This window comes from Pseudarthrobacter sp. C4D7 (genome assembly GCF_013359725.1).
In the GTDB taxonomy this organism is placed as follows: Bacteria; Actinomycetota; Actinomycetes; order Actinomycetales; family Micrococcaceae; genus Arthrobacter.
Genome location: NZ_JABFMW010000004.1, coordinates 20,745 through 46,804, shown reverse-complemented (window position 1 = coordinate 46,804; position 26,060 = coordinate 20,745). Strand labels below are relative to the sequence as shown.

At 67.4% G+C, this 26,060-nt stretch carries 20 protein-coding genes; 16 read left to right on the top strand and 4 right to left on the bottom strand.

The genetic code is table 11. From position 1 onward, the window contains the following. The first annotated feature begins 25 nt into the window (after window positions 1-25). Entirely contained in the window at window positions 26-1,741 is a 1,716-nt protein-coding gene (locus HNO81_RS04780; protein WP_175316996.1) for an ABC transporter family substrate-binding protein, read from the top strand. Between the two features lie 118 nt (window positions 1,742-1,859). After that, window positions 1,860-2,927, top strand: a complete 1,068-nt coding sequence (locus tag HNO81_RS04775) for a Gfo/Idh/MocA family oxidoreductase (RefSeq protein WP_175316995.1) — start codon at window positions 1,860-1,862, stop codon at window positions 2,925-2,927. Window positions 2,928-2,999: 72 nt separating this feature from the next. Here the strand turns inward: HNO81_RS04775 and ald are convergent, their stop codons facing one another. Then, window positions 3,000-4,118, bottom strand: coding sequence for an alanine dehydrogenase (ald, locus tag HNO81_RS04770; protein WP_175316994.1), 1,119 nt, complete (start codon window positions 4,116-4,118; stop codon window positions 3,000-3,002). 234 nt (window positions 4,119-4,352) lie between these two features. On the opposite strand from ald, the gene HNO81_RS04765 reads away from it, so the two are divergent. Continuing rightward, window positions 4,353-5,573 (top strand): CdaR family transcriptional regulator, encoded by a 1,221-nt coding sequence (locus HNO81_RS04765; protein ID WP_175316993.1) that lies wholly within the window; start codon window positions 4,353-4,355, stop codon window positions 5,571-5,573. On the opposite strand, the gene HNO81_RS04760 is transcribed toward HNO81_RS04765, so the two are convergent. Further along, on the bottom strand, window positions 5,536-6,306 hold the full coding sequence (locus HNO81_RS04760) for an alpha/beta fold hydrolase (protein WP_371818161.1): 771 nt from the start codon (window positions 6,304-6,306) through the stop codon (window positions 5,536-5,538). The genes HNO81_RS04765 and HNO81_RS04760 overlap by 38 nt on opposite strands. A gap of 59 nt (window positions 6,307-6,365) precedes the next feature. Continuing rightward, entirely contained in the window at window positions 6,366-6,788 is a 423-nt protein-coding gene (locus HNO81_RS04755; RefSeq protein ID WP_175316992.1) for a helix-turn-helix domain-containing protein, read from the bottom strand. A gap of 137 nt (window positions 6,789-6,925) precedes the next feature. Here HNO81_RS04755 and HNO81_RS04750 point away from each other — a divergent pair, with 137 nt between their 5' ends. The 8 genes from HNO81_RS04750 to HNO81_RS04715 all read left to right on the top strand — a co-directional run bounded on the left by HNO81_RS04750 (window position 6,926) and on the right by HNO81_RS04715 (window position 19,053). Beyond that, window positions 6,926-7,984, top strand: coding sequence for a LacI family DNA-binding transcriptional regulator (locus HNO81_RS04750; protein WP_175316991.1), 1,059 nt, complete (start codon window positions 6,926-6,928; stop codon window positions 7,982-7,984). A gap of 79 nt (window positions 7,985-8,063) precedes the next feature. After that, window positions 8,064-9,734: an ABC transporter substrate-binding protein gene (locus HNO81_RS04745; RefSeq protein ID WP_175316990.1), complete on the top strand. Its 1,671-nt coding sequence runs from the start codon at window positions 8,064-8,066 to the stop codon at window positions 9,732-9,734. A gap of 97 nt (window positions 9,735-9,831) precedes the next feature. Then, complete coding sequence (locus tag HNO81_RS04740; protein ID WP_175316989.1) at window positions 9,832-10,809, top strand: ABC transporter permease; 978 nt, start codon at window positions 9,832-9,834, stop codon at window positions 10,807-10,809. 10 nt (window positions 10,810-10,819) lie between these two features. After that, a complete protein-coding gene (locus HNO81_RS04735) occupies window positions 10,820-11,767 on the top strand; it encodes an ABC transporter permease (RefSeq protein ID WP_175316988.1) in 948 nt (315 codons plus the stop codon). Further along, window positions 11,764-12,753: an ABC transporter ATP-binding protein gene (locus tag HNO81_RS04730; protein WP_175316987.1), complete on the top strand. Its 990-nt coding sequence runs from the start codon at window positions 11,764-11,766 to the stop codon at window positions 12,751-12,753. The genes HNO81_RS04735 and HNO81_RS04730 overlap by 4 nt, the downstream gene beginning before the upstream one ends. Next, on the top strand, window positions 12,750-13,826 hold the full coding sequence (locus tag HNO81_RS04725) for an ABC transporter ATP-binding protein (RefSeq protein ID WP_175316986.1): 1,077 nt from the start codon (window positions 12,750-12,752) through the stop codon (window positions 13,824-13,826). Before HNO81_RS04730 ends, HNO81_RS04725 begins: the two co-directional genes overlap by 4 nt. Beyond that, window positions 13,823-15,358, top strand: coding sequence for a glycoside hydrolase family 32 protein (locus HNO81_RS04720; protein ID WP_175316985.1), 1,536 nt, complete (start codon window positions 13,823-13,825; stop codon window positions 15,356-15,358). The genes HNO81_RS04725 and HNO81_RS04720 overlap by 4 nt, the downstream gene beginning before the upstream one ends. Window positions 15,359-15,393: 35 nt before the next feature. Continuing rightward, complete coding sequence (locus tag HNO81_RS04715) at window positions 15,394-19,053, top strand: GH32 C-terminal domain-containing protein (protein WP_175316984.1); 3,660 nt, start codon at window positions 15,394-15,396, stop codon at window positions 19,051-19,053. Between the two features lie 26 nt (window positions 19,054-19,079). Here HNO81_RS04715 and ptsP read toward each other — a convergent pair whose 3' ends face one another. Further along, the gene (gene ptsP / locus HNO81_RS04710; RefSeq protein ID WP_175316983.1) at window positions 19,080-20,765 is read right to left on the bottom strand and encodes a phosphoenolpyruvate--protein phosphotransferase; all 1,686 of its coding nucleotides are present in this window, start codon (window positions 20,763-20,765) and stop codon (window positions 19,080-19,082) included. Window positions 20,766-20,926: 161 nt separating this feature from the next. On the opposite strand from ptsP, the gene HNO81_RS04705 reads away from it, so the two are divergent. The 5 genes from HNO81_RS04705 (at window position 20,927) to HNO81_RS04685 (ending at window position 26,057) form a co-directional block, all read left to right on the top strand. Beyond that, window positions 20,927-21,655 (top strand): TetR/AcrR family transcriptional regulator, encoded by a 729-nt coding sequence (locus HNO81_RS04705; protein ID WP_175316982.1) that lies wholly within the window; start codon window positions 20,927-20,929, stop codon window positions 21,653-21,655. An 87-nt stretch (window positions 21,656-21,742) separates the two neighbouring features. Then, on the top strand, window positions 21,743-23,794 hold the full coding sequence (locus tag HNO81_RS04700; protein ID WP_175316981.1) for a PTS mannitol transporter subunit IICBA: 2,052 nt from the start codon (window positions 21,743-21,745) through the stop codon (window positions 23,792-23,794). Further along, window positions 23,794-24,957: a mannitol-1-phosphate 5-dehydrogenase gene (locus tag HNO81_RS04695; protein WP_175316980.1), complete on the top strand. Its 1,164-nt coding sequence runs from the start codon at window positions 23,794-23,796 to the stop codon at window positions 24,955-24,957. Before HNO81_RS04700 ends, HNO81_RS04695 begins: the two co-directional genes overlap by 1 nt. Window positions 24,958-25,053: 96 nt before the next feature. Further along, window positions 25,054-25,575: an N-acetyltransferase family protein gene (locus HNO81_RS04690; RefSeq protein WP_371818160.1), complete on the top strand. Its 522-nt coding sequence runs from the start codon at window positions 25,054-25,056 to the stop codon at window positions 25,573-25,575. A 41-nt stretch (window positions 25,576-25,616) separates the two neighbouring features. After that, window positions 25,617-26,057 (top strand): MarR family winged helix-turn-helix transcriptional regulator, encoded by a 441-nt coding sequence (locus HNO81_RS04685; RefSeq protein ID WP_175316978.1) that lies wholly within the window; start codon window positions 25,617-25,619, stop codon window positions 26,055-26,057. Window positions 26,058-26,060 lie beyond the last annotated feature (3 nt).

The window sequence follows — 26,060 nt, the reverse complement described above, 5'->3', positions numbered from 1 at the left end:
CTCGCACCACAATGAAGGGAACACCATGAGGAAACTGAACAGGATCGGCGGAGCTGCAGCTGTTGCTGCGGCCCTGGCGCTGACGGCCTGCGGCGGTGGCGGTGCCAGCGGCCCCGAAACAGCCAAAGGCCAGGAATCCGGAAGTGACCTGTCCAAGCTGATCAGCATCAACGAGAAGCCGGCAGCAGACCTCCAGCAGGGCGGCAAGGTCACCCTTCCGCTGGGCAACATCGGACCGGACTTCAACGGGTTCTCCAACAACGGCAACAGCGCGGACAACTCCGCCCTGCAGGTTCCCATGAACCCCGTCGGGATGAACAGCGGCGGCATCGGCGGCTGCTGGAAGGTGGACTTCAAGGGCAAGGTCACGCCCAACACCGACTTCTGCGAATCAGTGGACAGCGAAGTCAAGGACGGCAAGCAGACCATCACCATCAAGGTCAACCCCAAGGCCACCTACAACGACGGCACGCCCATCGACGTCAAGGCCTTCAAGAACACGTGGAACATCCTCAAAAGCCCCGATGCCGGCTACGACATCGTCAGCTCGGGTGCGTACGAGTTCGTTGACTCGGTCGAGGCCGGCAGCAACGACAAGGAAGTCATCGTCAAGACCAGCCGCCCGGTCTTCCCGGTCGACTCGCTCTTCTTCGGCCTGATCCACCCCGCCGTCAACACCCCGGAAATCTTCAACGAGGGCTACAACGGCGACCTGCACCCCGAGTGGATGGCCGGTCCCTTCAAGCTGGACCAGTACGACACCGCGGCCAAGACCGTAACCCTGGTGCCGAATGACAAGTGGTGGGGACAGAAGCCCGTCCTGGCCAACGTCACCTTCCGCCAGCTGGAAACCAGCGCCCAGATTGCCGCGTTCAAGAACGGCGAGATCGACGCCATGTCCGCGAACACCATCTCCCTTTACAAGCAGCTTGACGGGACCAAGGATTCAGACATCCGCCGCGGCCAGCGCCTCTTCGCCGGCGGCATGAACCTGAACGCCCAGCGCATCACCGACGTTGCCGTCCGCAAGGCCATCTTCGCCGCAGTGGACCGTGAAGCCCTCCGCAAGGTTCGTTTCAACGGCCTGAACTGGGAAGAGCCCAGCTCCGGCTCCATGATGCTGCTGCCGTTCTCTGAGTACTACCAGGACAACTACCCGGTCAAGGAAACGGGCCCGGACGCCGCCAAGAAGGTCCTCACCGACGCCGGCTACACGGCCAACGCCAACGGCATCATGGAGAAGGACGGCAAGACCGCCGCCTTCAAGATCAGCAACTTCGGTGACGATCCCACCACCCTCGCCTTCACCCAGACCCTGCAGAAGCAGCTCCAGGCCGGCGGCATGGACGTAGGCATCGACCAGCGCGCCTCCGCCGACTTCGGCAAGGTCCTGGGCTCCCGCGAGTTCGACATGAGCGTTTCCGGCTACACCGTTGGCCCGGATGCCACCGACGCCGTCAAGCAGTACTACGACTCCAAGGTCAACGAGAACAAGCTGGGCGACGCCGATCTGGATAAGAAGATCGCGGACCTCGCTTCCATCGAGGACAACGCAGCGCGCAACAAGGCTGCCATGGACGTCGAGAAGGAGCACATGGCGAAGTACTTCTCCATGGGCGTGGTCATGAACGGCCCGCAGATCTCCTTCGTCCGCACCGGCCTGGCCAACTACGGTCCGTCCCTGTTCCAGAGCCTGTCGCAGGTTCCGGACTGGACCACCCTCGGCTGGGAAAAGAAGTAGCCGCTCCTCCCGCGGGCCAGCCCGCTTAGTGGCAAGACGGCCCCCTGGTACTACAGTCCAGTACCGGGGGTGCCGGCTTTCTTTTTAAGCCCGCTGCACCGGGGGTAGCGTTGGCTCCATGACCGGAACTGAAGGCGACCGCCGCACCATCCGCACCGCCGTCGTCGGCTATGGACTGGCCGGCAGCGTCTTCCACGCGCCGCTCCTGGCAGCCAACCCAAGCTACTCGCTGGACGTCATTGCAACGTCCGACGCCGGGCGGCGGGCGGCTGCATCATCCCGGTTCCCGGGCGTGGAGGTGGTGGGTGACGGCGCAGACGTGGTGGCGCAGGCGGCCCGCCTCGACCTGGTGGTCCTGGCTACCCCGCCCGGGACCCATTACCCCCTGGCGAAGGCTGCGTTGGAGGCAGGCCTGGATGTGGTGGTGGACAAGCCGTTCGCCGTCACCAGCGCCCAGGGACAGGAACTGACGGCGCTGGCGGGACGGCTGGGCAGGGTGCTGACCGTTTTCCACAACCGCAGATGGGACGGGGACTTCCTGACGGTCCGGAAACTCCTGGCCGCGCAGGCCCTGGGGACCGTGACCCGGTTCGAGTCACGGTTCGAGCGGTGGTCACCCACCATCGCCAAGGCCTGGAAGGCGCACGCCACCGCTGCCGACGGGGGCGGTGTCCTGTTCGACCTGGGCAGCCACCTGATCGACCAGGCCCTGCAGCTGTTTGGTCCGGCCACCGTGCTGCACGCGGAACTGCAGGCGCGGCGCTCCGATGAGCGGGCGGACGATGACGTCTTCCTGGCCCTGCGTCACCAGTCAGGGGTGGTCAGCCATCTCACCATGAATGCGCTGTGCGCCCAGCAGGGTCCCCGGTTCAGGATCCTTGGCTCGATCGGCGGCTTCACCAAGAACGGCGTGGACCCGCAGGAACCGTACATTGCTGCCGGCGGCAGCCCGTTGGACGGTAACTACGGCATCGAAGCGCCCGAGTGGGCAGGACTTCTGGGCCGCGACGGACACCTGGACCGGCTGCCGACGGAGCGGGGGAACTACCCGGTGTTCTACCGGATCCTTGCGGAGAAGATCCTCGACGGCGGAGCACAGTCACCCCTGCCCCTCCCCGTCAACCCGGAGGACGCCGTCGAGGTCCTCAAAATCATCGAACGCGCAAGGGAACTTGGGGTTAAATGACTCATCGATTGCTCCGTAGTTGTCGTTCTGGGGGTCCAAAACGACAAGTACGGAGCAATCGATGAGGGGGCGTTAGGCGGAGACGAGCTCGTGCCAGTCAGCCACGAGGGGCAGGTTGTGCGCCTCGGAGACGGAGTGGTGCGCCACGTGGCCGGCGGCGATGTTGAGGCCGGCAGCCAGGGCGGGATCGCGGTCGAACGCGGCCTTGACGCCCAGGTTGGCCAGGGATACCGCGTAGCGCAGGGTGACGTTGGTCAGCGCGTACGTGGAGGTGTTGGGAACGGCGCCGGGCATGTTGGCCACGCAGTAGAAGATGGTGTTGTGCACCTTGTACGTGGGTTCCTGGTGGGTGGTGGGGTGCGTGTCCTCGAAGCAGCCGCCCTGGTCCACGGCGATGTCCACCAGCACCGAGCCGGGCTTCATCCGGGCCACGAGGTCGTTGGTGACCAGCTTGGGGGCCTTGGCGCCGGGGATCAGGACTGAACCGATCACCAGGTCGGCGTCCACCACCGACTTTTCGATCTCGTACTTGTTGGACGCCACGGTCTTCAACCGGCCCTGGTACTGGGCATCCAGTTCGCGCAGGCGGTTGATGTTGATGTCCAGGATGGTGACATCGGCGCCCAGACCCAGGGCCATGGCTGCGGCATTGGTGCCGGCAACGCCGGCGCCCAGGACAACCACCTTGGCCGGGCGGACGCCGGGAACGCCGCCCAGGAGGACACCCTTTCCACCGGCCGGGGCCATCAGCGAGGTGGCACCCACCTGGACGGACAGGCGGCCGGCAACCTCGGACATCGGGGCCAGCAGCGGCAGTGAACGGCCCTCCTGCACGGTCTCGTAGGCAATGGCGGTGACGCCGGAGTTGATGAGCGCCGTGGTGAGTTCCGGCTCGGCGGCCAGGTGCAGGTAGGTGAAGAGGATCAGGCCCTTGCGGAAGCGGTGGTACTCGGACTTGATGGGTTCCTTGACCTTCATCACCATGTCGGCGCGGGCCCAGACGTCGTCCGCCTCGTTGACGATCTCGGCGCCGGCGATCGAGTATTCCTCGTCGGTGATGCCCGAACCCACGCCGGCCCCGCGCTCCACCAGGACGGTGTGTCCATGGGTAAGGAACTCGTGGACTCCGGCCGCGGTGATGGCCACGCGGAATTCGTTGTTCTTGATTTCTTTGGGGACGCCGATGATCATCGTCTGCTCCATTTTTTGGGGCCGGTGGGCCGGTTCATGCGGAAGGATTTGCGTGTTTCAACGATAAATCCTGCTGTGAGCCAGGCGACATGGCGCGGTCCGGGAAGGCCGCGCAGAGCCGCGTCATTCCGGGGATTTTAATCTCATCAACTCGACATGTGTCGAGTCCTGAAGCGTCAGGTGTCGCCTCGTGTCCGTTCGGCCGGGAAGCTGCCCGGGCAGTAGTGTTGGCCCATGCAGCAGCAGGGTGTGGAACAGCTCGTGGAACAGGTTGCGCAGAAGCTGGGCCGCGGCCTGTCCCTGGAGGACCTGGACGGCCTGCTGCTCGCCTACAGTTCCAACCAGTCCCACGCCGACCGCGTACGGGTGAACTTCCTGCTGAGCAAGAAGGTGCCGGCGGACGTGAGCGCGTGGCAGCTATCGCATGGGATTTCCACCGCCGTCCGGCCGGTGGTGGTTCCCGCCAACCCGGACCTGGGCATGCTGGGCCGGGTTTGCGTCCCCCTGATGGTGCGCGGTTTCCGGGTGGGCTACCTCTGGGTGCAGCAGGACTCGGCGGAGGAAAGCCCGACGGCGATCCTCACCCAGCTGCCGGCCGTCAACCACGAGCTTGAGCTGCTGTCCGGGCTCCTGCTGGACTCCAACACGGCCGAATCCGAGTTCCGGCGGGGCCGGGAGCGGGAATTCCTGGCCGCCTGTGCGGGAGAGCCCAATGCGGTGGCGGCCGTGGCCGGGTGGAAGGAAGTCCAGGGCAGGGGACCGTGGCAGATGGTCACGGTGCTGGACGCGGACGGCTGGTCCAGTGGCCCGGATCCCATCGCCTCCACCCTGATCCACCGGTCAACGGCGCTCCAGGCCACGGTTGGGGTGGATGCCGCCCTTTTCAGTGCAGGTACGGAAACCCATTCAGTGGTGCTGTTCCGCGAATCAACCGGCAGGGCCAACCATGCCCAGGTGCTGGTGCACTACCAACTGGAGCTGGCCAAGCGCTCCGGTCGTCCGGTGCACCGGATCATCCTGGGGATCAGCGAAGGCTTCGCCAGGACCCGCCAGCTCTCCGAGGCGTACCGGCAGTCACGCCTGGCAGCCCAGGCCGCCGCCGTGGATCCGCAGTTGGGCGAGCTGGTGGATTGCCGGGCAACCGGCGTGTACCAGCTGCTGGCGTCCGCCGGGGGAGGGGTGGGGGCCTGGGCGGACTCAGGATCGGTGTACTTCCGCATGCTCGAGGATCACGACCGCAACGGCGAGCTGATTCCTGTCCTTGAACTGCTCTATGACAACGACGGGTCAGTCCAGGACGTGGCCACGCGGCTCCACCTCCACCGCAGCAGCATCTACAACCGGCTGGGCCGGATCCGGCAGCTGCTGGGCGTGGATCCGCTGAAGGGGATGCCCCGGCTGGAGCTGCACGCCGCCCTCAAGATGCGCCGGTGGACGGCGCGGCCCAGGATTTAATGGCCGCCGCCACCTGCTGCGGGCGCAGGTGCTGCACCACATGTCCGGCACGCGGGATCTCCACGAAATTGCCCTGGGACGCCACCTGCGAAAGCCGCAGCGACCAGTCGGCGCCCGCCACCTGGTCATGGTTGCCGCGCAGCACCAGCACGGGCACGGTGATCCCGGCCAGGCGCCGCTCCGTGGGATAAGCCATCATCACGGGGACCTCGGTGAAATACCAGCGCGGGCCGCAGCGGAGGTAGTCCGAGAGGACCAGCCAGTTGGAGGACGCGTTCTCGCGGAGGAGGCCGTCGAGGAACAGTGCGAGCCCCTGCCGCCGCACCGTCCGGTACCGGGAATCCACCACCGGGCCCATCAGCACCAGGCGCTGTGCTTGGCCCGGCGCGTAGAGGGCGGCTTCGATGGCGAACTGCGTGCCCATGGAATGTCCCACCAGGATGTAGGAGCCAATGCCGCTTTCTTTCAGCGCCTGGGCGATGAAGGCCCCGTAGTCGGCCACGGACAGCTGCTGCTGCGGCCTGGGCGTTCCGGCGAAGCCCGGCAGGTCCAATGAGTATGTAGGGGCAACGGCTGCCAGTTCGCCGTGCAGGCGGCGAAGGTAGCGGTGCGAAACGCCGATGCCATGGATGAGGATGTAGGCCGGCGGCGTGGAAGCGCCGGCGGCTTGCGGTCCGGGGGCTGGTGTTCCGTCAGCCCACAGCAGCCGGCCCTGCAGGCCGTTTGCCTCCACCACGGCAGAGTGGAGGGGTGCGTGTTCCCGGCGCTGCGGGCTCGTTGGGCGGGCCCGCACTACTCGGCCGCGCCAGCGGGATCCCCGGCGGACTTCCCGTGCTTGCGCTTTTGTTCCGCGAGCTTCTGTTCGTCGAGCCACGCCATGATGTGGGCCGTTCGGATCCGGCGGTGCGATCCGCGGTACTCCACCGGAATCTCGCCGCGATCGGTCATGTTGCGCAGGTAGGTATGCGATATTCCGGCAAGTTCGGCTGCCTGGGAGGTGGTCAGCATCTCCTCCACGCTGCTGACCGTCACGGTTTCGCCGCGGCCCAGCCTGGCGAGTAGGTCCACGACGGCGTCCCGCGCCTGTCCGGGCAGGCGGTGGACCGTTCCGTCCACGAAGACGGTGATGTCGTTGCTGTCCTCGAGGGCGCGCGCCAGGGTGCGGGCATCGCCGGCGGCAAGGCCGGCCGTGACGCGGGGGGCTATCAGTGCCATGGGAGAAAGCCTAGCCCGGCCGCGTGGGGAGGGTGAACGGGGTCGTTGACAGCGTGGAGGTAACGCGCGTAACCTACATCACAGAGAAGTGGTAACGCGCGTTACCTCGGTCAGACCAAGGAAAACCGGAGCATTCAATGGCGAAAAGCACCCAGGCCCAGCCGCCGCCCCCGAGGCAGCGGGGCGTCACCATGACCGACGTGGCCCGGCATGCGGGCGTCTCCCGGACGGCAGTGTCGTTTGTGCTGAGCAACCGCGAAAATGCCAGCATCTCCGAGGAAACCCGCACCCGCATCAATGAGGCCGTGCAGGCTTTGGGGTACCGGCCCAACGCCGGAGCACGTGCACTGGCAGCCCAGCGCAGCGACTGGTACGGGATCGTCACTGAAATCGTCACGGCACCGTTCGCCGTCGACATCATCAAGGGGGCCCAGGACCAGGCCTGGCTGGACCGCAGGTTTCTGCTGATCGCGCCTTCCGACCAGGCGGATGCGCAGGGACCGAACCAGGGCCTGGAGGATGCTGCCGTGGAGAAACTGCTGGAACAGCGCGTGGAAGGACTGCTCTACGCAGCCACCTACCACCGGGCCGTGCACGTGCCGGAAAGCGCCCACGAGGTGCCCACGGTACTGATCAATTGCTTCGACGCCGACGGCAGGCTGCCCTCGATCATCCCGGATGAGCGGGCGGGCGGGAAAGTGGCCGTTGAACGCCTGCTCCAGGCCGGCCACACGCGCATCGGCGTGATCGACCTGGACCCCGGCATCCCGGCGTCGGTGGGCCGGCTGGCAGGGGCCCGGGAAGCGCTCGCCGCAGCCGGACTGGACCTGGACCCGCGGCTGGTGGTCTCCGGGAACGCGACGGCGGACGGCGGCTACGAGGCGGCCTGTACCATCCTGGACCTGCCGGACCGGCCCACGGCGCTCTTTTGCCTCAATGACCGCATGGCGATGGGGGCGTATGACGCCATCAAGGAACGGGGCCTGGCCATCCCCAAGGACATCGCCGTGATCGGCTTCGACAACCAGGAACTGATTGCGGCCTACCTCCGGCCCAAACTGACCACGGTGGCGCTGCCGTTTGAACAAATGGGTGCCCTGGGAGTCCAGACACTCGCCGCTCTTACAGCAGGACAGCCGATCACTGCCAGCCAGCAATTGGTCGACTGTCCGCTGCTAGAACGCTCTTCGGTCTGACCGCGAAATCAACGTCGAAGAGCAACCCCTCACCAACCCCTTCACCAGCACTGATGAAGACAGGAAAGAGATAACCATCATGACACAACCCCGATTCCTGAAGTCTGCCCGCATGGCGGGGGCCGGCCTCGCGATAGGCGCCTTGCTGCTCACCGGCTGCGCAGCCAACGTCAACAAGGCCGGCGCTGGCCCGGAAGCCAACGCCGCCGCGCTGCTCACCATCCCGCGGGAGGACATGGGAACGTTCGTCCAGAACTTCAACCCCTTTGCCCCCACCGTGAACCCCATGGTCCAGCAGGCCATCTACGAGTCCCTCCTCATCTTCAACCCGGCCAAGGGAGACACGGTGCCGTGGCTCGCTACAGACTGGAAGGCCGCCGCAGACGGAAAATCAATCACCTTCACCCTGCGCGACGGCGTGAAGTGGTCCGACGGCCAGCCGTTCGTGGCCGACGACGTGGCCTACACCTTCGAACTGCAGAAAAAGATCAAGGGCGGCTACGAATACCTGGACACCGTGACCGCTGACGGCAACAAGGTGACCTTCACCTTCAACAAGCCGTGGTCCCCGGCGCTGTACGACGTCGGCCAGCTCACCATCCTGCCCAAGCACATCTGGTCAGCACTGCCCGACCCGGAAAAGGACGCCAACGCCAAGCCCGTGGGCACCGGACCGTACACGGAAGTGGACAGCTTCCAGGCCCAGTCCTTCGTGCTGAAGAAGAACCCCAACTACTGGCAGCCGGACAAGCAGAAGATCGCCGGCATCAAGATGCTCGCCTTCGCCGGAAACGACGGCGCCAACCTCGCCGCCGCCAACGGGGACGTGGACTGGGCCCCGCAGTACATCCCGAACATTGAAAAGACCTTCGTCTCCAAGGACAAGGAACACCGGCAGTACTGGTTCCCTCCCACCGGCTCCATGATCAACTGGCAGCTCAACACCACCAAGGCGCCGTTCAACGACGTCGACGTCCGCAAGGCGCTGAGCATGGCCGTGGACCGGGACCAGGTGACCAAAATCGGGATGAGCGGTTACGCCCAGCCCGCGGACTGCACCGGCCTCTCCGGCAACTACGAAACCTGGAAGAACAGCGAGGTCAAGGACAACTGCACGTGGACCAGCCACGACGTGCAAAAGGCCAACGAGCTCCTGGACAAGGCCGGCTACGCCAAGGGCGCCGACGGCAAGCGGATGCTCAAGGACGGCAAACCGTTTGAGTTCAAGATCTCCGTGGGCGCCACGTCCTCCGACTGGCTCTCGGTGGCCAACGTCATTTCGCAGAACCTGGCCGAGATCGGCGTGACCGCCAAGGTGGACTCCCCTGACTGGGCCGCCGTGGTGGCCGGGTACGAAACCGGCGACTTCGATTCCGGCATTGTCTGGAGCGCCAACGACCCCAGCCCGTACAAGTACTTCAACACCTCCATGGGGTCGGCAACCGTCAAGCCGGTGGGCACCAAGACGTTCGACAACTACCACCGCTTCGGCGACACGAAAGCCGACGCCCTGCTGGCCCAGTTCGCCGCGGAATCCGACGAGTCCAAGCAGAAGGACCTCGCCAACAAACTCCAGGAAGAGTACAGCGACGCCGCCCCGCTGGTGCCGCTCTTCTCCGGCCCGGAATGGGGCGCGTTCAACGACACCCGCTTCACCGGCTGGCCCACCGAGGACAACCCCTACGCCACCCTGTCGGTCCGCGCACCCACCACGGTGCTGGTGCTGACCACGCTCGAACCGCGCAAGTAAGGCCGCCGGCCCACCCGCTTCGTGACACAGCTGGCCGCCGGATCACCCGGCGGCCAGCCCCCACACTTTTCCACCACTCCCGAATTGGAGGGAACCCGTGCGCTTCATCCTGCGCCGGCTGGGTTTCTACCTGGTCGCCTTCTGGGCATCCATCACCCTGAATTTCCTGCTCCCGCGCTTTATGCCGGGCGATCCCGTCTCCCGCATGTTTGCCCGCTCCCAGGACAGGATGCAGCCCGAACAGATCGAGGCCCTGCGCCGGCTGCTGGGGGTGGATGACCGGCCCCTCTGGGAGCAGTACATCGGCTACCTGCAGAACATCTTCACGGGCCAGATGGGCGTCTCCATCTCCCGGTTCCCCGCGCCGGTCACCGAAGTCATTTCATCCCAGATCGGCTGGACCCTGCTGCTGGGCGGCACCGCCCTGGTGATTGCCGCCGTCGTGGGCAATCTGCTGGGCATCGTGGCCGCATGGCGCCGAGGTGGAGCGATCGACTCGGCCCTGCCTCCCGTGCTGGTGTTCATCGGTTCCTTCCCCTACTTCTGGCTGGCGATGGGGGCGCTCTACCTGTTCGGCGTGGTGCTGGGCTGGTTCCCCATCCGGCACGCGTTCACGGACGGCCTTGAGCCCGCGTTCACCTCGGAGTTCATTGGCGACGTCGGCGCCCACCTGGTGCTCCCGGCGCTCACCATCGTGCTGGTCTCCATCGGCGGCTGGATGCTGGGCATGCGGAACACCATGATTGCCACCAACTCGGAGGACTACATCACCATGGCCGAGGCCAAGGGCCTCCGCCCAGGCCGCATCATGCTCCGCTACGCGGCCCGCAACGCGATGCTGCCGTCCGTCACCAGCTTCGGCATGGGCCTGGGGTTCGTGGTGGGCGGGGCGCTGCTCACCGAAGTGGTATTCGCCTACCCCGGCGTCGGCTACCAGCTCCTCAACGCCGTCCAGGGCCTGGACTACCCGCTGATGCAGGGCCTGTTCCTCACCATCACCGCCGCCGTCCTGCTGGCGAACTTCCTGGTGGACATCCTTTACGTCCGCCTCGACCCGCGCGTGCGCAGCAACTAGGAGGACCCTCATGGCAACCGCAATCCTGCAGCAGCCCGGCAAGACGGCCGGCGCAACCCCCGCTGCCAAACCGAAACCCAACCGCAGCTTCGTCCACGGGCTCCTGACCAACAAAAAGGCACTGGTGGGCATGGCCGTGATGGCACTGTTTATCGTGGTGGCGCTCCTGGCCCCGGTGCTGTTCCCCGGCGACCCCTCCCGGATCACGGCCATGGCGTCATTGGAACCGGACGCCGGGCACTGGCTGGGCACCACGGCAAAAGGCCAGGACGTGCTGGCGCTGACCGTGCACGGTGCCCGCAGCTCGCTGCTGGTGGGCCTCACCGTCGGCTTCGCCTCAACGTTCATCGGCATCCTGGTGGGCCTGGCCTCCGCCTACTTCGGCAAGGTCATCGACGAGGCCCTGTCACTGGTCACCAACGTCTTCCTCCTCCTGCCCGGGCTGCCGCTCCTGGTCATCCTCGCCGCGTTCCTTCCGCCGGGCCTGGGCACCGTGATCCTGGTCCTCATCGTCACCGGCTGGGCAGGGTCCGCCCGTGTCCTGCGCTCGCAGGCCCTGTCCATCCGCTCCAAGGACTTCGTCGCCGCCGCTGTAGTCTCCGGCGAACGGGCAGGCCGGATCATGTTCCGGGAAATCCTCCCCAACATGGCATCCATCGTGATGGGCACCCTGCTGGCCTGCGTGATCTACGGCATCGGCGCCCAGGCGGGACTGGAATTCCTGGGCCTGGGAGATGTCAGCACCGTCTCCTGGGGCAACAACCTCTTCTGGGCCGGCAACGAGGGCGCCCTGCTCACCGGAAGCTGGTGGGTCTTCGTCCCGTCCGGCGTCTGCATTGCCCTCGTGGCGTTCGCCCTGGCCCTGATCAACTACGCCGTGGACGAGGTCACCAACCCCCGCCTGCGGAAGGTCAAGACCCCCGCGCCCGCAACCACTGGAAGGAGCGCCGCCAAATGACCGTCTCCCAAACCTCCTTCGGGTCCCACGAACCGGTCCTGGACGTCCGGAACCTCACCGTGCAGTACACCGGCGACACCCGCTCCACCACCGCCGTGGACCGCGTCTCCTTCAGCATCGGCACCGGCGAGGTCTTCGGCCTGGCCGGGGAATCGGGCTGCGGGAAGTCCACCATCGCCAACTCGATCATGCGCCTGCTCAAGGACCCGGCAAAGATCGCCGGCGGCAGCATCACCTTCGGCGGCAGGGATGTCCTGGCCATGAGCCCGGACGAACTGCGGCGCTTCCGCTGGCAGGACGTGGCCATGGTGTTCCAGTCGGCCATGAACTCGCTGAACCCGGTGCTGACCATCGGGGAGCAGATCGTGGACATCTTCACAACCCACGCCGGGCTGTCCCGCAGGGAATCGCTGCGGCGGGCGGGGGAGTTGCTGGAGCTGGTCCGGATCGACCCCGCACGGCTGAAGTCCTACCCGCACCAGCTCTCCGGCGGCATGCGGCAGCGCGCCGTCATCGCCATGGCTGTGGCGCTCAAGCCCTCCCTCCTGATCCTCGATGAGCCCACCACCGCCCTGGACGTGGTGGTCCAGCAGGAAATCATGGCCCAGATCAAGGAACTCCAGCGCGAGCTGGGCTTCTCCGTCCTGTTCATCACGCACGACATGTCCCTCATGGTGGAGCTTTCCCACCGGATGGCCGTGATGTACGGCGGCCGCATTGTGGAAACCGCCAAGGCCCACGATGTCTATGCCGACCCCCGGCACCCCTACACGCAGGCGCTGATGGGTGCGTTCCCGCCCCTCACCGGCCCCCGGGTTCCGCTCACGGGACTGCCCGACGGCGTGAAGTTCCGGAACATCCCGGACCTCGCCGAGGTGGCGCCCGGCCACCTCGTGGCACCGTTTGGTGCCGACGACCTGTCCATTCCCCGCGGCGTGCACGTCACCGGCGACGAGGCCGCAGCGCTTGAAGGAGCCATCCGATGAGCCACCCCATCCCCGCCCTCGAGGTCCGCGGACTCGGCAAATCCTTCCCGATCGGGGGACTCTTCTCGCGCGACTCGGTGCGCGCCCTCCACGGCGTGGACCTGACTATTGGCCGGGGCGAGATCGTGGCGCTGGTGGGCGAATCCGGTTCCGGCAAGAGCACCCTGGCCCGCTGTGTGGCCAGGCTCGAAAAGCCGGGCGAAGGCGCCATCCTGCTGGCCGGCGTCGACGTCCTCAAGCGTGACCGCTTCCAGGCGTCACGGGCCTTCCGCTCCCAGCTGCAGATGGTGTTCCAGGACCCTTTCGGATCGTTGAACCCGGCACACCGGATTGAGCATTTCCTCCGGCGTTCCCTGGCCATTCACGGGAAGGGCGGCCATACGGAGACGGAAACCCAGACACGCCTGGAAGAACTCATGGCCACCGTTGGCCTGCAGGCGGACATGCTGGACTCCTACCCTCATGAACTCTCCGGCGGACAGCGCCAGCGGGTGGCCATCGCCCGGGCACTCGCCGTGGAACCGCAGGTCATCCTGGCCGACGAACCCACCTCCATGCTGGACGTTTCGGTGCGGATCGGCGTCCTGAACCTCATGCGAAAGCTTCGCGATGAGAAGGGCATCTCCATGCTCTACATCACCCACGACCTCGCCTCGGCCCGGTACCTCGCGGACCGGACGGCCGTGATGTTCGCCGGCGAACTCGTTGAAGAAGGCGAGTCCCTGGACCTGCTGGCCAACCCGGCCCACCCCTACACCCAGCTCCTGGTCTCCGCGGTGCCGGACCCTGCCCGGGCAGGGTCCTACGATCCCATCCGGCGCGCACAGCTGCGGCAGGCCGTCATGGCCTCCACAGGCTGCGCGTTCGACCGCGACCCGGACCAGCCCTGCTCCGCCGATGAGCCCGTCCGCCACCAGGTGGGTGGCCCCGAAAACCGGCACTGGGTCCGCTGCCACCTCTACCGTCCGCGGGCCGGCGCAGGCGGGCACGCGCTCGCCGCAGAACCGGCGGCCGCGGCATCCACCCAGGCCGGGCACCCGGCGTCGAACCTCCCCAAGAAGGCTTCCGCATGACCGAACTGACCCACCCGCTCGCCACCGTCCCGCGCGGCGAACTGGTTGCCCGCGCCGAGGCCGATCCGCTGCGGCCCCGCTTCCACTTCGTCTCACCCGGGGGCTGGCTCAACGACCCCAACGGGGTGTGCCAGTGGAACGGAACCTTCCACCTCTTCTACCAGTACAACCCTGAGGGCGCCTTCCATCACCGGATCCAGTGGGGACACGCCACCAGTACGGACCTGGTCACCTGGACGGACCGGCCGGTGGCCCTGGAACCTTCTCCGGGCCCGGACGCCGACGGGTGCTGGTCCGGCGTGCTGGTGGACGACCGCGGCACGCCCACCCTGGTCTACTCGGGCCGCCTGGGGGAGCGCGAGCTTCCCTGCGTTGCGGTGGGCTCACCGGATTTGTCCACCTGGACCAAGGCGCCGGAGAACCCGGTCATCGCCGCCCCGCCGGCGGGCGTGGACATCACTGCTTACCGTGACCACTGCGTCTGGCGCGAAGGCAGCAGGTGGCGGCAGCTGGTGGGCTCGGGCATCCGGGGCCGCGGCGGCACGGCCTTCCTCTACGAGTCCGCGGACCTGCGCTCGTGGGACTACGTGGGTCCGTTGTTCATTGGCGACGCCACGCAGGGCAGCCCTGCCGACACTGACTGGACCGGCACCATGTGGGAATGCGTGGACCTGTTCCGCGCCGGCGCCGGGCAGCTGGGCGCGGACCCCGTGGACGGATCCCCTGACGTCCTGGTGTTCTCCGCCTGGAACGATGGCGACACGCGCCACCCGCTGTACTGGACCGGACGCTACTCCGGCGACTCCTTCGAACCCGCCGCGCTGCATCGCCTGGACTACGGCGGCCGGTACTTCTACGCGCCGCAATCCTTCCTGGACGAGGCTGGCCGGCGCATCATGTTCGGCTGGCTGCAGGAAGGCCGCCCGGACGCCGCGATGGTGGCAGCCGGCTGGTCCGGCGTGATGAGCCTGCCGCGGGTCACCACCCTGGCGGAGGACGGAACGCTGCAGTTCGCCCCGGTCCCGGAGCTGGAGCAGTTGCGCCGCCACCACGCCAGCCTTCCCGGGCAGATGTTTGACGGCGAAACCTCCGTGGAGACGGGTGTCGCCGGCAACCAGCTGGACCTTGAACTGGAGCTCCGGCTGGCGCCGGGAGCGGTCCTGCGGCTGGCGCTGCTGGCCTCCGCCGACGGCAGCGAGGAAACGGTGGTCGAACTGGGCCGCGCCGCGCACCACCCCGGCGGCGGGACGCTCCGGCTCGACCGGACCCGCAGCTCCCTGGACCCCGCCGTGGACATTGAAGAAAAGTCCGGGCCCGTGCCCATGACCGACGGGCAGGTGAGCCTGCGCATCCTGGTGGACCGCTCCGCCGTCGAAATCTTCGCCAACGGCAAGCCGCTCACGGCCCGCGTCTATCCCACCCTGGGCGGCGGCCGGGTAACCCTTTCGGCTGCGGGAAGCGTGCACCTGGAGGCCTTCGATGCCTGGACCATGGCCGGCATCTGGGAGGGGGCCCGCACCCTTCTCCCGTAGCTGCTCCACTACCTCCGAGATCAAAGGCGATCCGAATGCACAAGCGCTTACTTGCCGGCCTCACGGCAGCATTCCTTGGCGCCGGCGTCACGGGAACGGGGACCGCCGCTCCGGCGGCGGCCCTGGAACCGGCGCCCGTCACCCGCAACAGCACCACCAGCCCCATCCCGGATGTGGCGGGTGCCGGCGGCACATGGACCAGGACGGACCAGGGCGGATACACCGGCGTGGCACCGGCCGGGCATAACGCGGCGGCCACCAGCGAACAGGCCATCGCGGGCACGGCCCGCTATACGGCCAGCGTGACGGTGGACGCCGGAAGCCCGTACGGAGTGGGCGCGCTCATCTTCCGGGCCGCCCCCGACGCCGGCGCCGGCTACGCGGCCACGATCGACCCCAACCTGGACCGGGTCCGGCTGTTCGACCTGGCCACGGGGCAGGACGTCACCGCCCCGGCTGCCGTACAACTGGACACCGGGCGGGCCTATTCCGTGGACGTCCACGTTGATGGCCCGCGGATCCATGTCGAGGTGGACGGGATCCCCCGGATCGACACGACCGACTACCGCTACGACGCCGGCCGGGTTGGCCTGCACGCATTCAACGGAACAGTGGCCTTCGGGCCGCCGCGCGTACGGACCATCGACGCAAACGTTTCCGGCTGGAGCGCGGGCCCCGGCTGGTCGGCCACGGCCACCGGGTTCCGGGGCGCCGCTCCCGCAGACACCAACATCCGTGCCATCGCCACGGGGCAGTCGCCCACGGACACCGACTTTTCCGCCGACATCCAGGTGGTATCCCCCTACGGGGTGGGGACCGTCTTGTTCCGCACCAATGCCGCCGGAACCACCGGGTACGCCGCAGAAGTGGACCCCAACGCCGGCAGGCTGCGGCTCTACCGGACAGCGGACAACACCACCCTGGGGACCTACGCGACGGCCATCACGGTCAACCAGGTCTACCGGCTCCGGGTGACCGCCCTCGGCGAGGCATTGGCTGTCTACTGGCAGACGGACTTCCTGGATCCCAACGGCGCCACGCCCGCCATCACGGCAACGGACTCCACCGCCGGCGCGGGGCACGTTGGCCTCGGCTCGTACAACGGCGCAGCGGTGTTCCAGGGCATGACCCTCCGAGGCCTCGAAAGTTCGCTGCAGAACTGGCGCACCGCCGCCGGGTCATGGGAGCCTGACGCCGCCGGCCTGCGGGCCGCAGCGGCAGGAGGTCCCGCGGCACGGTTCATCCCGGCGGTGGCGCCCGACGTCGTCGCCTCCCTGGACCTGACGGTCACCTCCCCGGCAACAGCCTCGGTAGTGGCCCGCAGCGGCGCGGACGGTTCCGGCGGCCTGGAACTGCGGATCGATCCCGGCGCGGGGGCCGCGAAACTGTATGACCGCACCGGCTCCACCCTGCTGCTCACCGGTGCCCTGCCCGCCACCAGCTTCAAGGCCGGGCAGCTCAACCGCGTCCAGTTCACCGCGCGGGGCACCGAAGCGTCCGTGCTGGTCAACGGCCAGCCGGTCCTGGCAGGAGCCGTCCCCGCCGCCTCCGGGTCAGGGGTGGCCCTGCTGGCCAGCGGCACCGCCTGGTTCCAGAACGTCCGGGCAGACAGCGTGGACCAGTACATGAACGGTCCCTACCAGCCCGGCTACCACTACACCCAGAACTCGGGAAACAGCTCGGACCCGAACGGCCTGGTGTTCTTCGACGGCGAGTACCACCTCTTCCACCAGGACCGCGGCCGCTGGGCGCATGCCGTCAGCACCGACCTGCTGCACTGGAAGCAGTTGCCGATCGCGCTCCCGCACATGGCGGCGGGGGAGTCGTGGTCGGGTTCGGCCGTGGTGGACGCCAACAACGCGAGTGGGCTCTTCCCCGGCGGCTCCGGGCTGATCGCCTACTACACGAGCTTCAACCACGACGCCCCCAACGGCAACCAGTCCGTCCGCGCCGCCTACAGCGCGGACAGGGGCCGCACCTGGCAGACCGTCCAGGCGGATCCGGTGGTGGAGAACCCGGGCGGACCCGACGGCGGCTGGGACTTCCGCGACCCCAAAGTCACTCTTGACGCGACGTCCGGGCGCTGGATCATGGTGGTGGCGGGCGGCGATCACATCCGCTTCTATTCCTCCGCGGACCTGCTCCACTGGACCTTCGCCAGCACCTTCGGCTACGGCGACTGGGTCCGCGGCGGGGTGTGGGAATGCCCCGACTTCTTCGAACTGCCCGTCGAGGGCCGGCCCGGAGTGCGGCGCTGGGTGCTGTGGTGGAGCACCGGAGCCGTCCGGGCAACCAACGGATCGGCAGCGCAGTACGTCACCGGAACCTGGAACGGAACTGCCTTCACCCCCGACACCCCAGCGTCCACGGTGCTGCAGGCGGACCACGGCCGCGACTACTACGCTGCCATGAGCTTCTACGGCACCCCGGACGGCCGGCGCATCATGCTCGGCTGGATGAGCAACTGGGACTACGCCTTCAGCCCGCCCACCGGCCGCTGGAACGGGCAGCTGTCCATGCCCCGTGAGGTCCGGCTCGTGGATGTTCCCGGCGCCGGGCTGCGGCTCACCCAGGCTCCGGTGGCGGAGGCGGCTTCGCTGCGGAACTCCACGTGGCAGGCTGCGGACGTGCCGGTTTCGCCGGCCTCCGCCAATCCGCTGGCAGGAGCCTCCGGGCGTTCCTTTGAACTCGAAGCAGAGGTGGGGATCCCGTCGTCGGGCGGCGCCGCGTCCTTCACGTTCGGCCTCCGGAAGGGCGGCCCAGCAGGCGCGCAGCAGACCCAGGTGGTGTACGACGCCGCTGCTGCCGCCCTAACGGTGGACCGGGGCGCCGCCGGGCGGGAAGACTTCACCCGCCACTTCGCAGCTTCGGCCGCTGACAACGCAACGGCTCCGTGGAGCTCCACGGAAGTGGGTACGGAGAAACGGGTAAAACTGCGGATCCTGGTGGATTCGTCCTCCGTGGAGGTCTTCGGCGGTGACGGGACGGCTGCCATCACCTCGCTCATCTTCCCGGACCACGCCTCCACCGGCCTGTCCTTTTCTGCAGTGGGAGGCACCGCCCGGCTGGTATCCGTCACGGTCAACCAGCTCAGCGACACTGCGCGCCTCATCGGTGCACCGCCGTCGGCCATCCTGCCATCAACGGCCGGCAACGCCCGGCACAACCTGGGCGCTTATTCGGTGGTTCCGGGCGGGCAATGGGAAAGTACCGGTGCCGGCCTGGCCGGCATCTTCGACAAGGATTCCACGGCACTGGGGGCTGCCACCTATGCCAACGTCCGGCTGCAGGCCACGGTGAGGTTCGGCGGCGAGGGGTTCGCCGGCGCTTTCCGGAACCCTGGGGCGGCACCCGAAAAGGGCTACGGGGGTGCCGGCTCCGTATTGCTCCGCTCCTCCGCGGACGGGTCCACCGCCTACTGCGTGAACCTGGACCCCAACCTGCACGTGGTGCGCGTCTTCAAGCTGGTGGACGGCGTATCCACCGTACTCGCCAGCGTTCCTGCGACCCTGGGGCACGGCGTCAGCTACGCCCTGGACGCAGCGGTCACGGGAAACCGGATTACCGCCTCGGTGGACGGGACACCGTTGATCGACGTGACGGACGCGGACGCCCTGGCAGCAGGGAAGGTGGGCGTCAATGTCTTCGACGGCAGGGCCGCCTACCAGGATGTCCTGGTGACGGCCCTGCCATAACGGCGGAGCGCCGGCCCGGCCCGGGCTTACAGGCCCAGTTCCTCCAGGACGGGCAGCTTTTCCCGCACCCAGGCGCGGGCCTCGGTAGCGCTGGGCGCGGACAGGGCCAGCTTGGCCAGCTCCTGGGCTTCGGACAGCGTCACGGTCTTCAGGACCGCGGCCACCGCTGCCAGCGAACGGGCCGTCATGGACAGGGTGGTGACGCCAAGGCCGGTGAGGACGACGGCGAGGGCAGGATCGGCGGCCGCCTCGCCACAGACGCCCACGGGCTTGCTGTGGCCCTCTGCGCGGGATCCCTCCACGGTCAGCCCCACCAGGCGCAGGACGGCGGGCTGCCACGGGGTGTTCAGGTTGGCCAGCGGGCCCAGCTGGCGGTCGGCGGCCATGGCGTACTGGGTGAGGTCGTTGGTGCCCAGGCTGGCGAATTCGACTTCCCGGAGGATGGCTTCGGCGGTCAGGGCAGCGGACGGAACCTCCACCATGACGCCGGGGGTCTTGATGCCCGCGTCCGCGCACATGGAGGCGAAACGCGCGGCTTCCTCCGCGGTGGAGATCATGGGCGCCATGACCCAGACGTCGGCCTCGGACTGCTGCTGGGCCAGGGCGATGGCTTCGAGCTGCCGGTCCAGGACGCCGGGGGTGGTGAAGTCGGTGCGGTAGCCGCGGACGCCCAGGGCCGGGTTGGGCTCGGTGGAGTCGGTCAGGAAGGGGAGGGGCTTGTCCGCGCCCGCATCCAGCGTGCGCAGGACCACTTTCTTGCCGGGGAAGGCATCGAAGACGCTCTTGTAGGCGGCCGCCTGCTCCTCCACGGAAGGTTCGGTGTCACGTTCCAGGAAGCAGAACTCGGTGCGGAAGAGGCCCACGCCCTGGGCGCCGAGCCTGGCGGCCGCTTCGGCGTCCTTGCCGCCACCCACGTTGGCGAGCAGGGGCACCTGGTGGCCATCCGCCGTCGCGCCCGTACCGGTGAACTCGGCCAGCAGCGAGGCGGTGGCCGCCCAGGCTTCCGCCGTGGCGCGGAGGGTCTGGTCAGGGTCCGCCGTGATGCTGCCGGCCGCGCCGTCCACGTACACCTCGGTGCCGTCCGGAAGTTCGTCGACGCCCACGGCGGCCACCACGGCAGGCAGGCCGAGGGAACGGGCGATGATGGCGGTGTGGGACTGCGGGCCGCCGCCGGCGGTGACCAGCGCCAGGACCTTGTTCGGGTCAAGGGTGGCGGTGTCGGCCGGGGCAAGGTCTTCTGCCACCAGGACGAACGGGGTGGTGGAAGCGGGGATGCCGGGCGCGGGAACGCCCCGCAGTGCGGCCACGATCCGGGCGCGGACGTCCAGGACGTCGGTGGCGCGCTCGGCCATGTAGCCGCCCAGGTTGTGCAGCATCTCGGAGACAGAGGAACCGGATTCCCAGATGGCGCGTTCGGCAGAAACGCCCCGGGCCACCAGCTTGGCAGCGCCCTTGATGAGCATGGTGTCCTTGGCCATCAGTGCGGTGGCTTCCAGGACGGCCTTGCCGTCACCCGTGGCGTGGGCGGCGCGGTCCTTCAGTTCGTCGTGGACTGCCTGGGACGCTGCCTTCAGCGCTGCGGTGGCTTCCTCGGCAGTGGTGTCCGGAGCCAGCTGTTCACCGGCGGGAGGCTCACTGATGGGTTTGGGCATCTGCCGGATGGTGCCGATGACACGGCCTGGGCTGACGCCTACTCCTGGGAAGTTCTGCACTGAAGGTCCTCATTCTCTGCCGGTAGACAGGCCCGCCAAGTTCTCCGGCGCCGTGCCGGGTCCGCCGGAGGACTGCTACGTCCAGGGGCGGGAAACGTGCCTGAAAAAATTGTATGTGATTCAGTTCATATAGCAACGCTATAGGTGCTAGGGTAGCGGTTATGAGTTTGGATGGCCAGCTTCCCCCTAAATTGCGGCTGCTCCGTGCTGCCGCGGAACTGCTGGCCAAATCCGCGGGAGCTCCGGTTTCCACCCGCCAGATCACCCAGCTGGCAGGGGTTTCCGCCCCCACGCTCTACCACCACTTCGGTGACAAGGAAGGTCTTTTCGACGCCGTCGTCGCCGCAGGGTTTGAGGAATATGTCGCGGGCGAACGGGACTTCGCCCCTTCCGGACAGCCCCTCGAGGACATCCGGAGAATGTGGGACAACCACGTGCAGTTCGGCCTGAACCAGCCCGAGCTGTACCTGGTGATGTTCGGCAACATCCGCCCCGAAAGCCGGCCAGCCATTGTGGCCGACGCCGAGGCGCTCATGGAAGAGATGCTGAACAAGGCAGCGGCAGCGGGCCAGCTCAACGTCCAGCCCAGGGAAGCGGCCAGGTCCATCCTGGCGGCCAACGTGGGTGTCACGCTGATGCTGATTGCGGAGCCCGCCGCCGAGCGCAACCTCGAACTGTCCACCATGACCCGGGACGCCATGATCTTCGCGGTGTCCGCCGAGCCTGCCAGCGGCCCGGCCCCGGGCGGCGCCGGGAAGTCCTCGGTAGTGGTGGCAGCGATCGCCCTGAATGCCGCACTTCAGGCCTCGCACTCTGACCAGCTTTCCAGCTCGGAACTCAAGCTTTTCCTCGAATGGCTCCACCGGATCTCCACCACCCCGGCCGGATAGCCCACAACACCGCGGTACCCAGCAAGACGTCGTCGTAATCATCGGACCAATCCTGCGGAGCAGCAGGAATGACGGTTAGGAAATCACATGGCAACAGAGACAGTTGCAAAACCCCGCACCAGCGCGCGCGTGCACGTCCAAAAGTTCGGGACATTCCTGTCCGGCATGATCATGCCCAACATCGGGGCGTTCATCGCCTGGGGCATCATCACCGCCCTCTTCATCGAGAAGGGGTGGCTGCCTGTTCCGCAACTGGGTGGTTTCGGCGAGACCGACGGGAAGCCGAACATCGGCCTGGTTGGCCCCATGATCACCTACCTCCTGCCGCTGCTGATCGGCTATACCGGCGGCAAGATGGTCTATGACGTCCGCGGCGGCGTCGTGGGGGCCATCGGCACCATGGGCGTGATCGTCGGCGCCGGCATTCCCATGTTCATCGGGGCCATGATCATGGGCCCCCTGGGCGGCTGGACCATGAAGAAGATCGATGCGATCTGGGACGGCAAGATCCGTCCCGGCTTCGAAATGCTGGTCAACAACTTCTCCGCCGGCATCTGGGGCGCCCTGCTGGCACTGCTGGGGTTCTACGGCATATCGCCGCTGGTGACAGCCTTCAGCACCGCGGCCGGCAACTTCGTGCAGTTCCTGGTCCAGAACGGCCTCCTGCCGCTGACCAGCATCTTCATCGAGCCTGCCAAGGTCCTGTTCCTGAACAACGCCATCAACCATGGCGTGCTCACCCCGCTGGGCGTGCAGCAGTCCCTGGAGCAGGGCAAATCCATCCTGTTCCTGCTGGAAGCCAACCCCGGCCCCGGCCTGGGCATCCTGCTCGCGTACATGTTCTTCGGCCGCGGCGCTGCCAAGGCATCGGCCCCCGGTGCGGCCATCATCCAGTTCCTGGGCGGCATCCACGAGATCTACTTCCCGTACGTCCTGATGCGCCCGCTGCTCATCCTGGGCGCCATTGCCGGCGGCATGACCGGCATTGCCACCCTGGCGGTCACCAACTCCGGCCTCGTGGCACCCGCCGCACCCGGTTCCATCTTCGCCGTCCTGGCCCAGACGTCCCGAGACAGCTACTTTGGCGTGATCCTCTCCGTAATTCTTGCGGCCGCCGTCTCCTTCCTGGTGTCCTCCGTCATCCTGCGAACCACCAAGCACAGCGATGAGGCGGACCTCAACGACGCCACCTCCCGCATGGAGGCCATGAAGGGCAAGAAGAGCTCCGTTGCCTCCACCCTTACCGGTGCCGGCGCGGGTGCCGCAGCCGCCGGCCACGGCGGAGTGGGCGTGCTGGCCGGGCCCGTGCGGAACATCGTGTTCGCGTGCGACGCCGGAATGGGCTCCAGCGCCATGGGCGCATCCGTGCTGCGGAACAAGATCAAGGCCGCCGGCTTCCCGGACGTCAAGGTCACCAACGCCTCCATCGCCAACCTCAGTGACACTTACGACGTGGTGGTCACCCACCAGGACCTGACTGAACGCGCCAGGCCGGTCACGTCCAGCGCTGTCCATTACTCCGTGGACAACTTCATGAACAGCCCCCGCTATGACGAGATCGTGGAGCTGGTCCGCGAGAGCAGCACGGAGGGCGGCACGTCCGGCGCCGGCGCCACCCACGGTGCCCACGCCGCCGAAGCCCCCGTCGACGCGGCGCCGCCTGCCGCGGGTACCGCGGCAGGCGGCGCGGCTGCCACGGCCGGGCCCGGCGAGATCCTGGCCCGTGAGAGCGTGGTGCTGACCGGTTCGGCGACCAGCCGCGATGCCGCCATCGACGAAGCCGGCCGGCTCCTGCTGGCACGGGGCGCCGTGGATGAGGGCTACATCGCTGCCATGCACGAACGCGAGGAATCCGTGTCCACCTACATGGGCAGCTTCCTGGCCATCCCGCACGGCACCAACGCGGCAAAGGACCACATCCGCAAGTCGGCCGTGTCCGTCATCCGTTACCCGGAAGGCATCGACTGGAACGGCAAGGAGGTCAAGTTCGTGGTGGGCGTGGCAGGGATCAATAACGAGCACCTGCACATCCTGTCCTCCATCGCCAAGGTGTTCACCAACAAGGAGCAGGTTGCCCGCCTTGAGGCAGCCACCACGGAGGACGAAGTCCTGGAGCTCTTCGGAAAGGTCAATGCATAGTGAAGGCAGTACATTTCGGTGCCGGCAACATCGGCCGCGGCTTCGTCGGCCTGCTCCTGCACGACGCAGGCTACGAGGTGGTGTTCGCCGACGTCGCCGAGGAACTCATTACCCGGCTCTCGCAGGCGGACAGCTACCAGGTGCACGAGGTGGGGGAGAACCCGGCCGTGCGCACCGTGGACAACTTCCGGGCGCTGAACTCCAACGCCCAGGAGGCTGAGCTGGTCCAGGAAATCTCGACGGCGGACATCGTCACCACGGCGGTGGGGCCCCACATCCTGAAGTTCGTGGCGCCCGTGATCGCCAAGGGCATCGTGGCCAGGGAGCCGGGCCTGGCGCCCCTGCAGGTGATGGCCTGCGAGAACGCCATCAACGCCACGGACATCCTGGCCAAGGAGGTGGCCGCCCAGCCGGGAGTCACTGCCGCAGTCCTGGACGGGAAAGCAGTGTTTGCGAACACCGCCGTGGACCGGATCGTGCCCAACCAGGAGGCCGGGCAGGGCCTGGACGTCACCGTGGAAACCTTCTACGAATGGGTCATCGACCGCACCGCCTTCGGCGAGGCAGCACCGGTGATCCCCGGCGCCACATTCGTGGACGATCTCTCGCCCTACATTGAGCGGAAGCTGTTCACCGTGAACACCGGGCACGCCTCCGCGGCCTACCTCGGGTTTGAGGCTGGCCTGGAGAAGATCTCCGACGCCATGGCGGACCAGGATGTGGCCGAAGACGTGCGGGCGGTGCTTGAGGAAACCAAGCAACTCCTGGTGGTCAAGCACGGGTTCAGCAACGACGAGCAGGAGGCTTACGTCCAGAAAATCCTGGTTCGGTTCTCCAACCCGTACCTGCCGGACACCGTCAACCGGGTGGGCCGGGCGCCGCTGCGGAAGCTGAGTCGGCACGAACGGTTCATCGGTCCGGCGGCGGAACTGGCCGAACGCGGCGTGGTGCCGGAGGCGCTGCTGGGTGCCATCGCGGCCGCCCTGCGCTTTACGGATCCCGCGGATGCCGAGGCCACCGAGCTGGCAGCCATCCTGGCCTCCGCAAGCCCCGCCGACGCCACGGCGAAGATCACCGGGCTCGAGCAGGACCACCCGCTGTTCAACGCCGTTGCCACCCTCGTGGAGGAACGGCAGGCGGAACTGGCGGGCACCCCAGCCTGACCACCCCGGCAACGCCCCACTACGGCGACGCCGGCACCCATGCGGGTGCCGGCGTCGTTTCGTTTCCGGGGCCACGTCCTGTGCCAAGCTGAACGGGTGACCACTGCCCATGATGCCACTCCTGTCCTGTTCACCGCCGACGTCGGTGCCGGCTCGTTCCGGCTCCGGGAGGCCGCCCGCGCCGATCTGCCGGCCGTCGTGCAGCTCCTCGCGGATGACGCCCTGGGCGCAGGCCGTGAGGCGGCCCAGGACATGGCGCCCTACGAACTGGCCTTGGACGCGATCAATGCCGATCCCGCCCACGTGCTGGTTGTCGGCGAGCTGGTACCGCATGGCGAAACAGCGGGTGCAGTGGTTGCCACGTTCCAGTTGAGCTACCTGCCCGGCATCTCGCGCCACGGCGCCTGGCGCTCGCAGATCGAGGGCGTGCGGGTGGCCGATGCCATGCGTGGGCAGGGCCTGGGGAAACTGATGGTGGGCTGGGCCATTGCGGAGTCCCGGCGGCGCGGCTGCACCCTGATGCAGTTGACCACGCACCACAGCCGCGCTGCCGCGCAGCGGTTTTACGGGCAACTGGGCTTCGAGGCCAGCCACATTGGGATGAAGCTGGCTCTCTGAATCTTGACTGTTAGGTGCCCTAAATGTTAGGGTACCTAACAATGAATACTAACGATCCCCAGCTGCAGGAACTCGCCAGCGGCTTCCGCGAAGCCCTCCGCCACAGCGTCTACCTGGTCCGGCGCCTCGACGCGGACGGCGAGCTCAGCGCCGCCCAGCTCAGCACCCTCAAAATGCTGGGCGGTGACGGCCAGCGCGTTGGCGAGATCGCCCGGAACCTTGGCGTCCGCGTCCCCAGTGCCACCGAGCAGATCATCAAGCTCGAACGCGCCGGCCTGGCCCGCCGCGAGCCGGACCCCGCCGATTCCCGCGCCGTCCGGGTGATCCTCACCCCCGAAGGCCGGGCCGCCGTCGAGTCTGCCAACACCCGGCGCAATCAGGTGATGGCAGACATCCTGAGCACCCTCACCGACCAGGACCGCAAAGCCCTGGCGGACGCGCTGCCGGTCATCGACAAAATCAACGCTTCCCTCCAGAACTGAACC

What these genes read in the sequence shown, in the direction of transcription:
- HNO81_RS04755 (WP_175316992.1), bottom strand. Translation starts at nt 6,788, where the DNA reads ATGGCACTGATAGCCCCCCGCGTCACGGCCGGCCTTGCCGCCGGCGAT.
- HNO81_RS04775 (WP_175316995.1), top strand. Translation starts at nt 1,860, where the DNA reads ATGACCGGAACTGAAGGCGACCGCCGCACCATCCGCACCGCCGTCGTC.
- HNO81_RS04745 (WP_175316990.1), top strand. Translation starts at nt 8,064, where the DNA reads ATGACACAACCCCGATTCCTGAAGTCTGCCCGCATGGCGGGGGCCGGC.
- HNO81_RS04750 (WP_175316991.1), top strand. Translation starts at nt 6,926, where the DNA reads ATGGCGAAAAGCACCCAGGCCCAGCCGCCGCCCCCGAGGCAGCGGGGC.
- HNO81_RS04735 (WP_175316988.1), top strand. Translation starts at nt 10,820, where the DNA reads ATGGCAACCGCAATCCTGCAGCAGCCCGGCAAGACGGCCGGCGCAACC.
- HNO81_RS04780 (WP_175316996.1), top strand. Translation starts at nt 26, where the DNA reads ATGAGGAAACTGAACAGGATCGGCGGAGCTGCAGCTGTTGCTGCGGCC.
- HNO81_RS04730 (WP_175316987.1), top strand. Translation starts at nt 11,764, where the DNA reads ATGACCGTCTCCCAAACCTCCTTCGGGTCCCACGAACCGGTCCTGGAC.
- HNO81_RS04715 (WP_175316984.1), top strand. Translation starts at nt 15,394, where the DNA reads ATGCACAAGCGCTTACTTGCCGGCCTCACGGCAGCATTCCTTGGCGCC.
- HNO81_RS04725 (WP_175316986.1), top strand. Translation starts at nt 12,750, where the DNA reads ATGAGCCACCCCATCCCCGCCCTCGAGGTCCGCGGACTCGGCAAATCC.
- HNO81_RS04705 (WP_175316982.1), top strand. Translation starts at nt 20,927, where the DNA reads ATGAGTTTGGATGGCCAGCTTCCCCCTAAATTGCGGCTGCTCCGTGCT.
- HNO81_RS04700 (WP_175316981.1), top strand. Translation starts at nt 21,743, where the DNA reads ATGGCAACAGAGACAGTTGCAAAACCCCGCACCAGCGCGCGCGTGCAC.
- ald (WP_175316994.1), bottom strand. Translation starts at nt 4,118, where the DNA reads ATGATCATCGGCGTCCCCAAAGAAATCAAGAACAACGAATTCCGCGTG.
- HNO81_RS04685 (WP_175316978.1), top strand. Translation starts at nt 25,617, where the DNA reads ATGAATACTAACGATCCCCAGCTGCAGGAACTCGCCAGCGGCTTCCGC.
- HNO81_RS04765 (WP_175316993.1), top strand. Translation starts at nt 4,353, where the DNA reads ATGCAGCAGCAGGGTGTGGAACAGCTCGTGGAACAGGTTGCGCAGAAG.
- HNO81_RS04720 (WP_175316985.1), top strand. Translation starts at nt 13,823, where the DNA reads ATGACCGAACTGACCCACCCGCTCGCCACCGTCCCGCGCGGCGAACTG.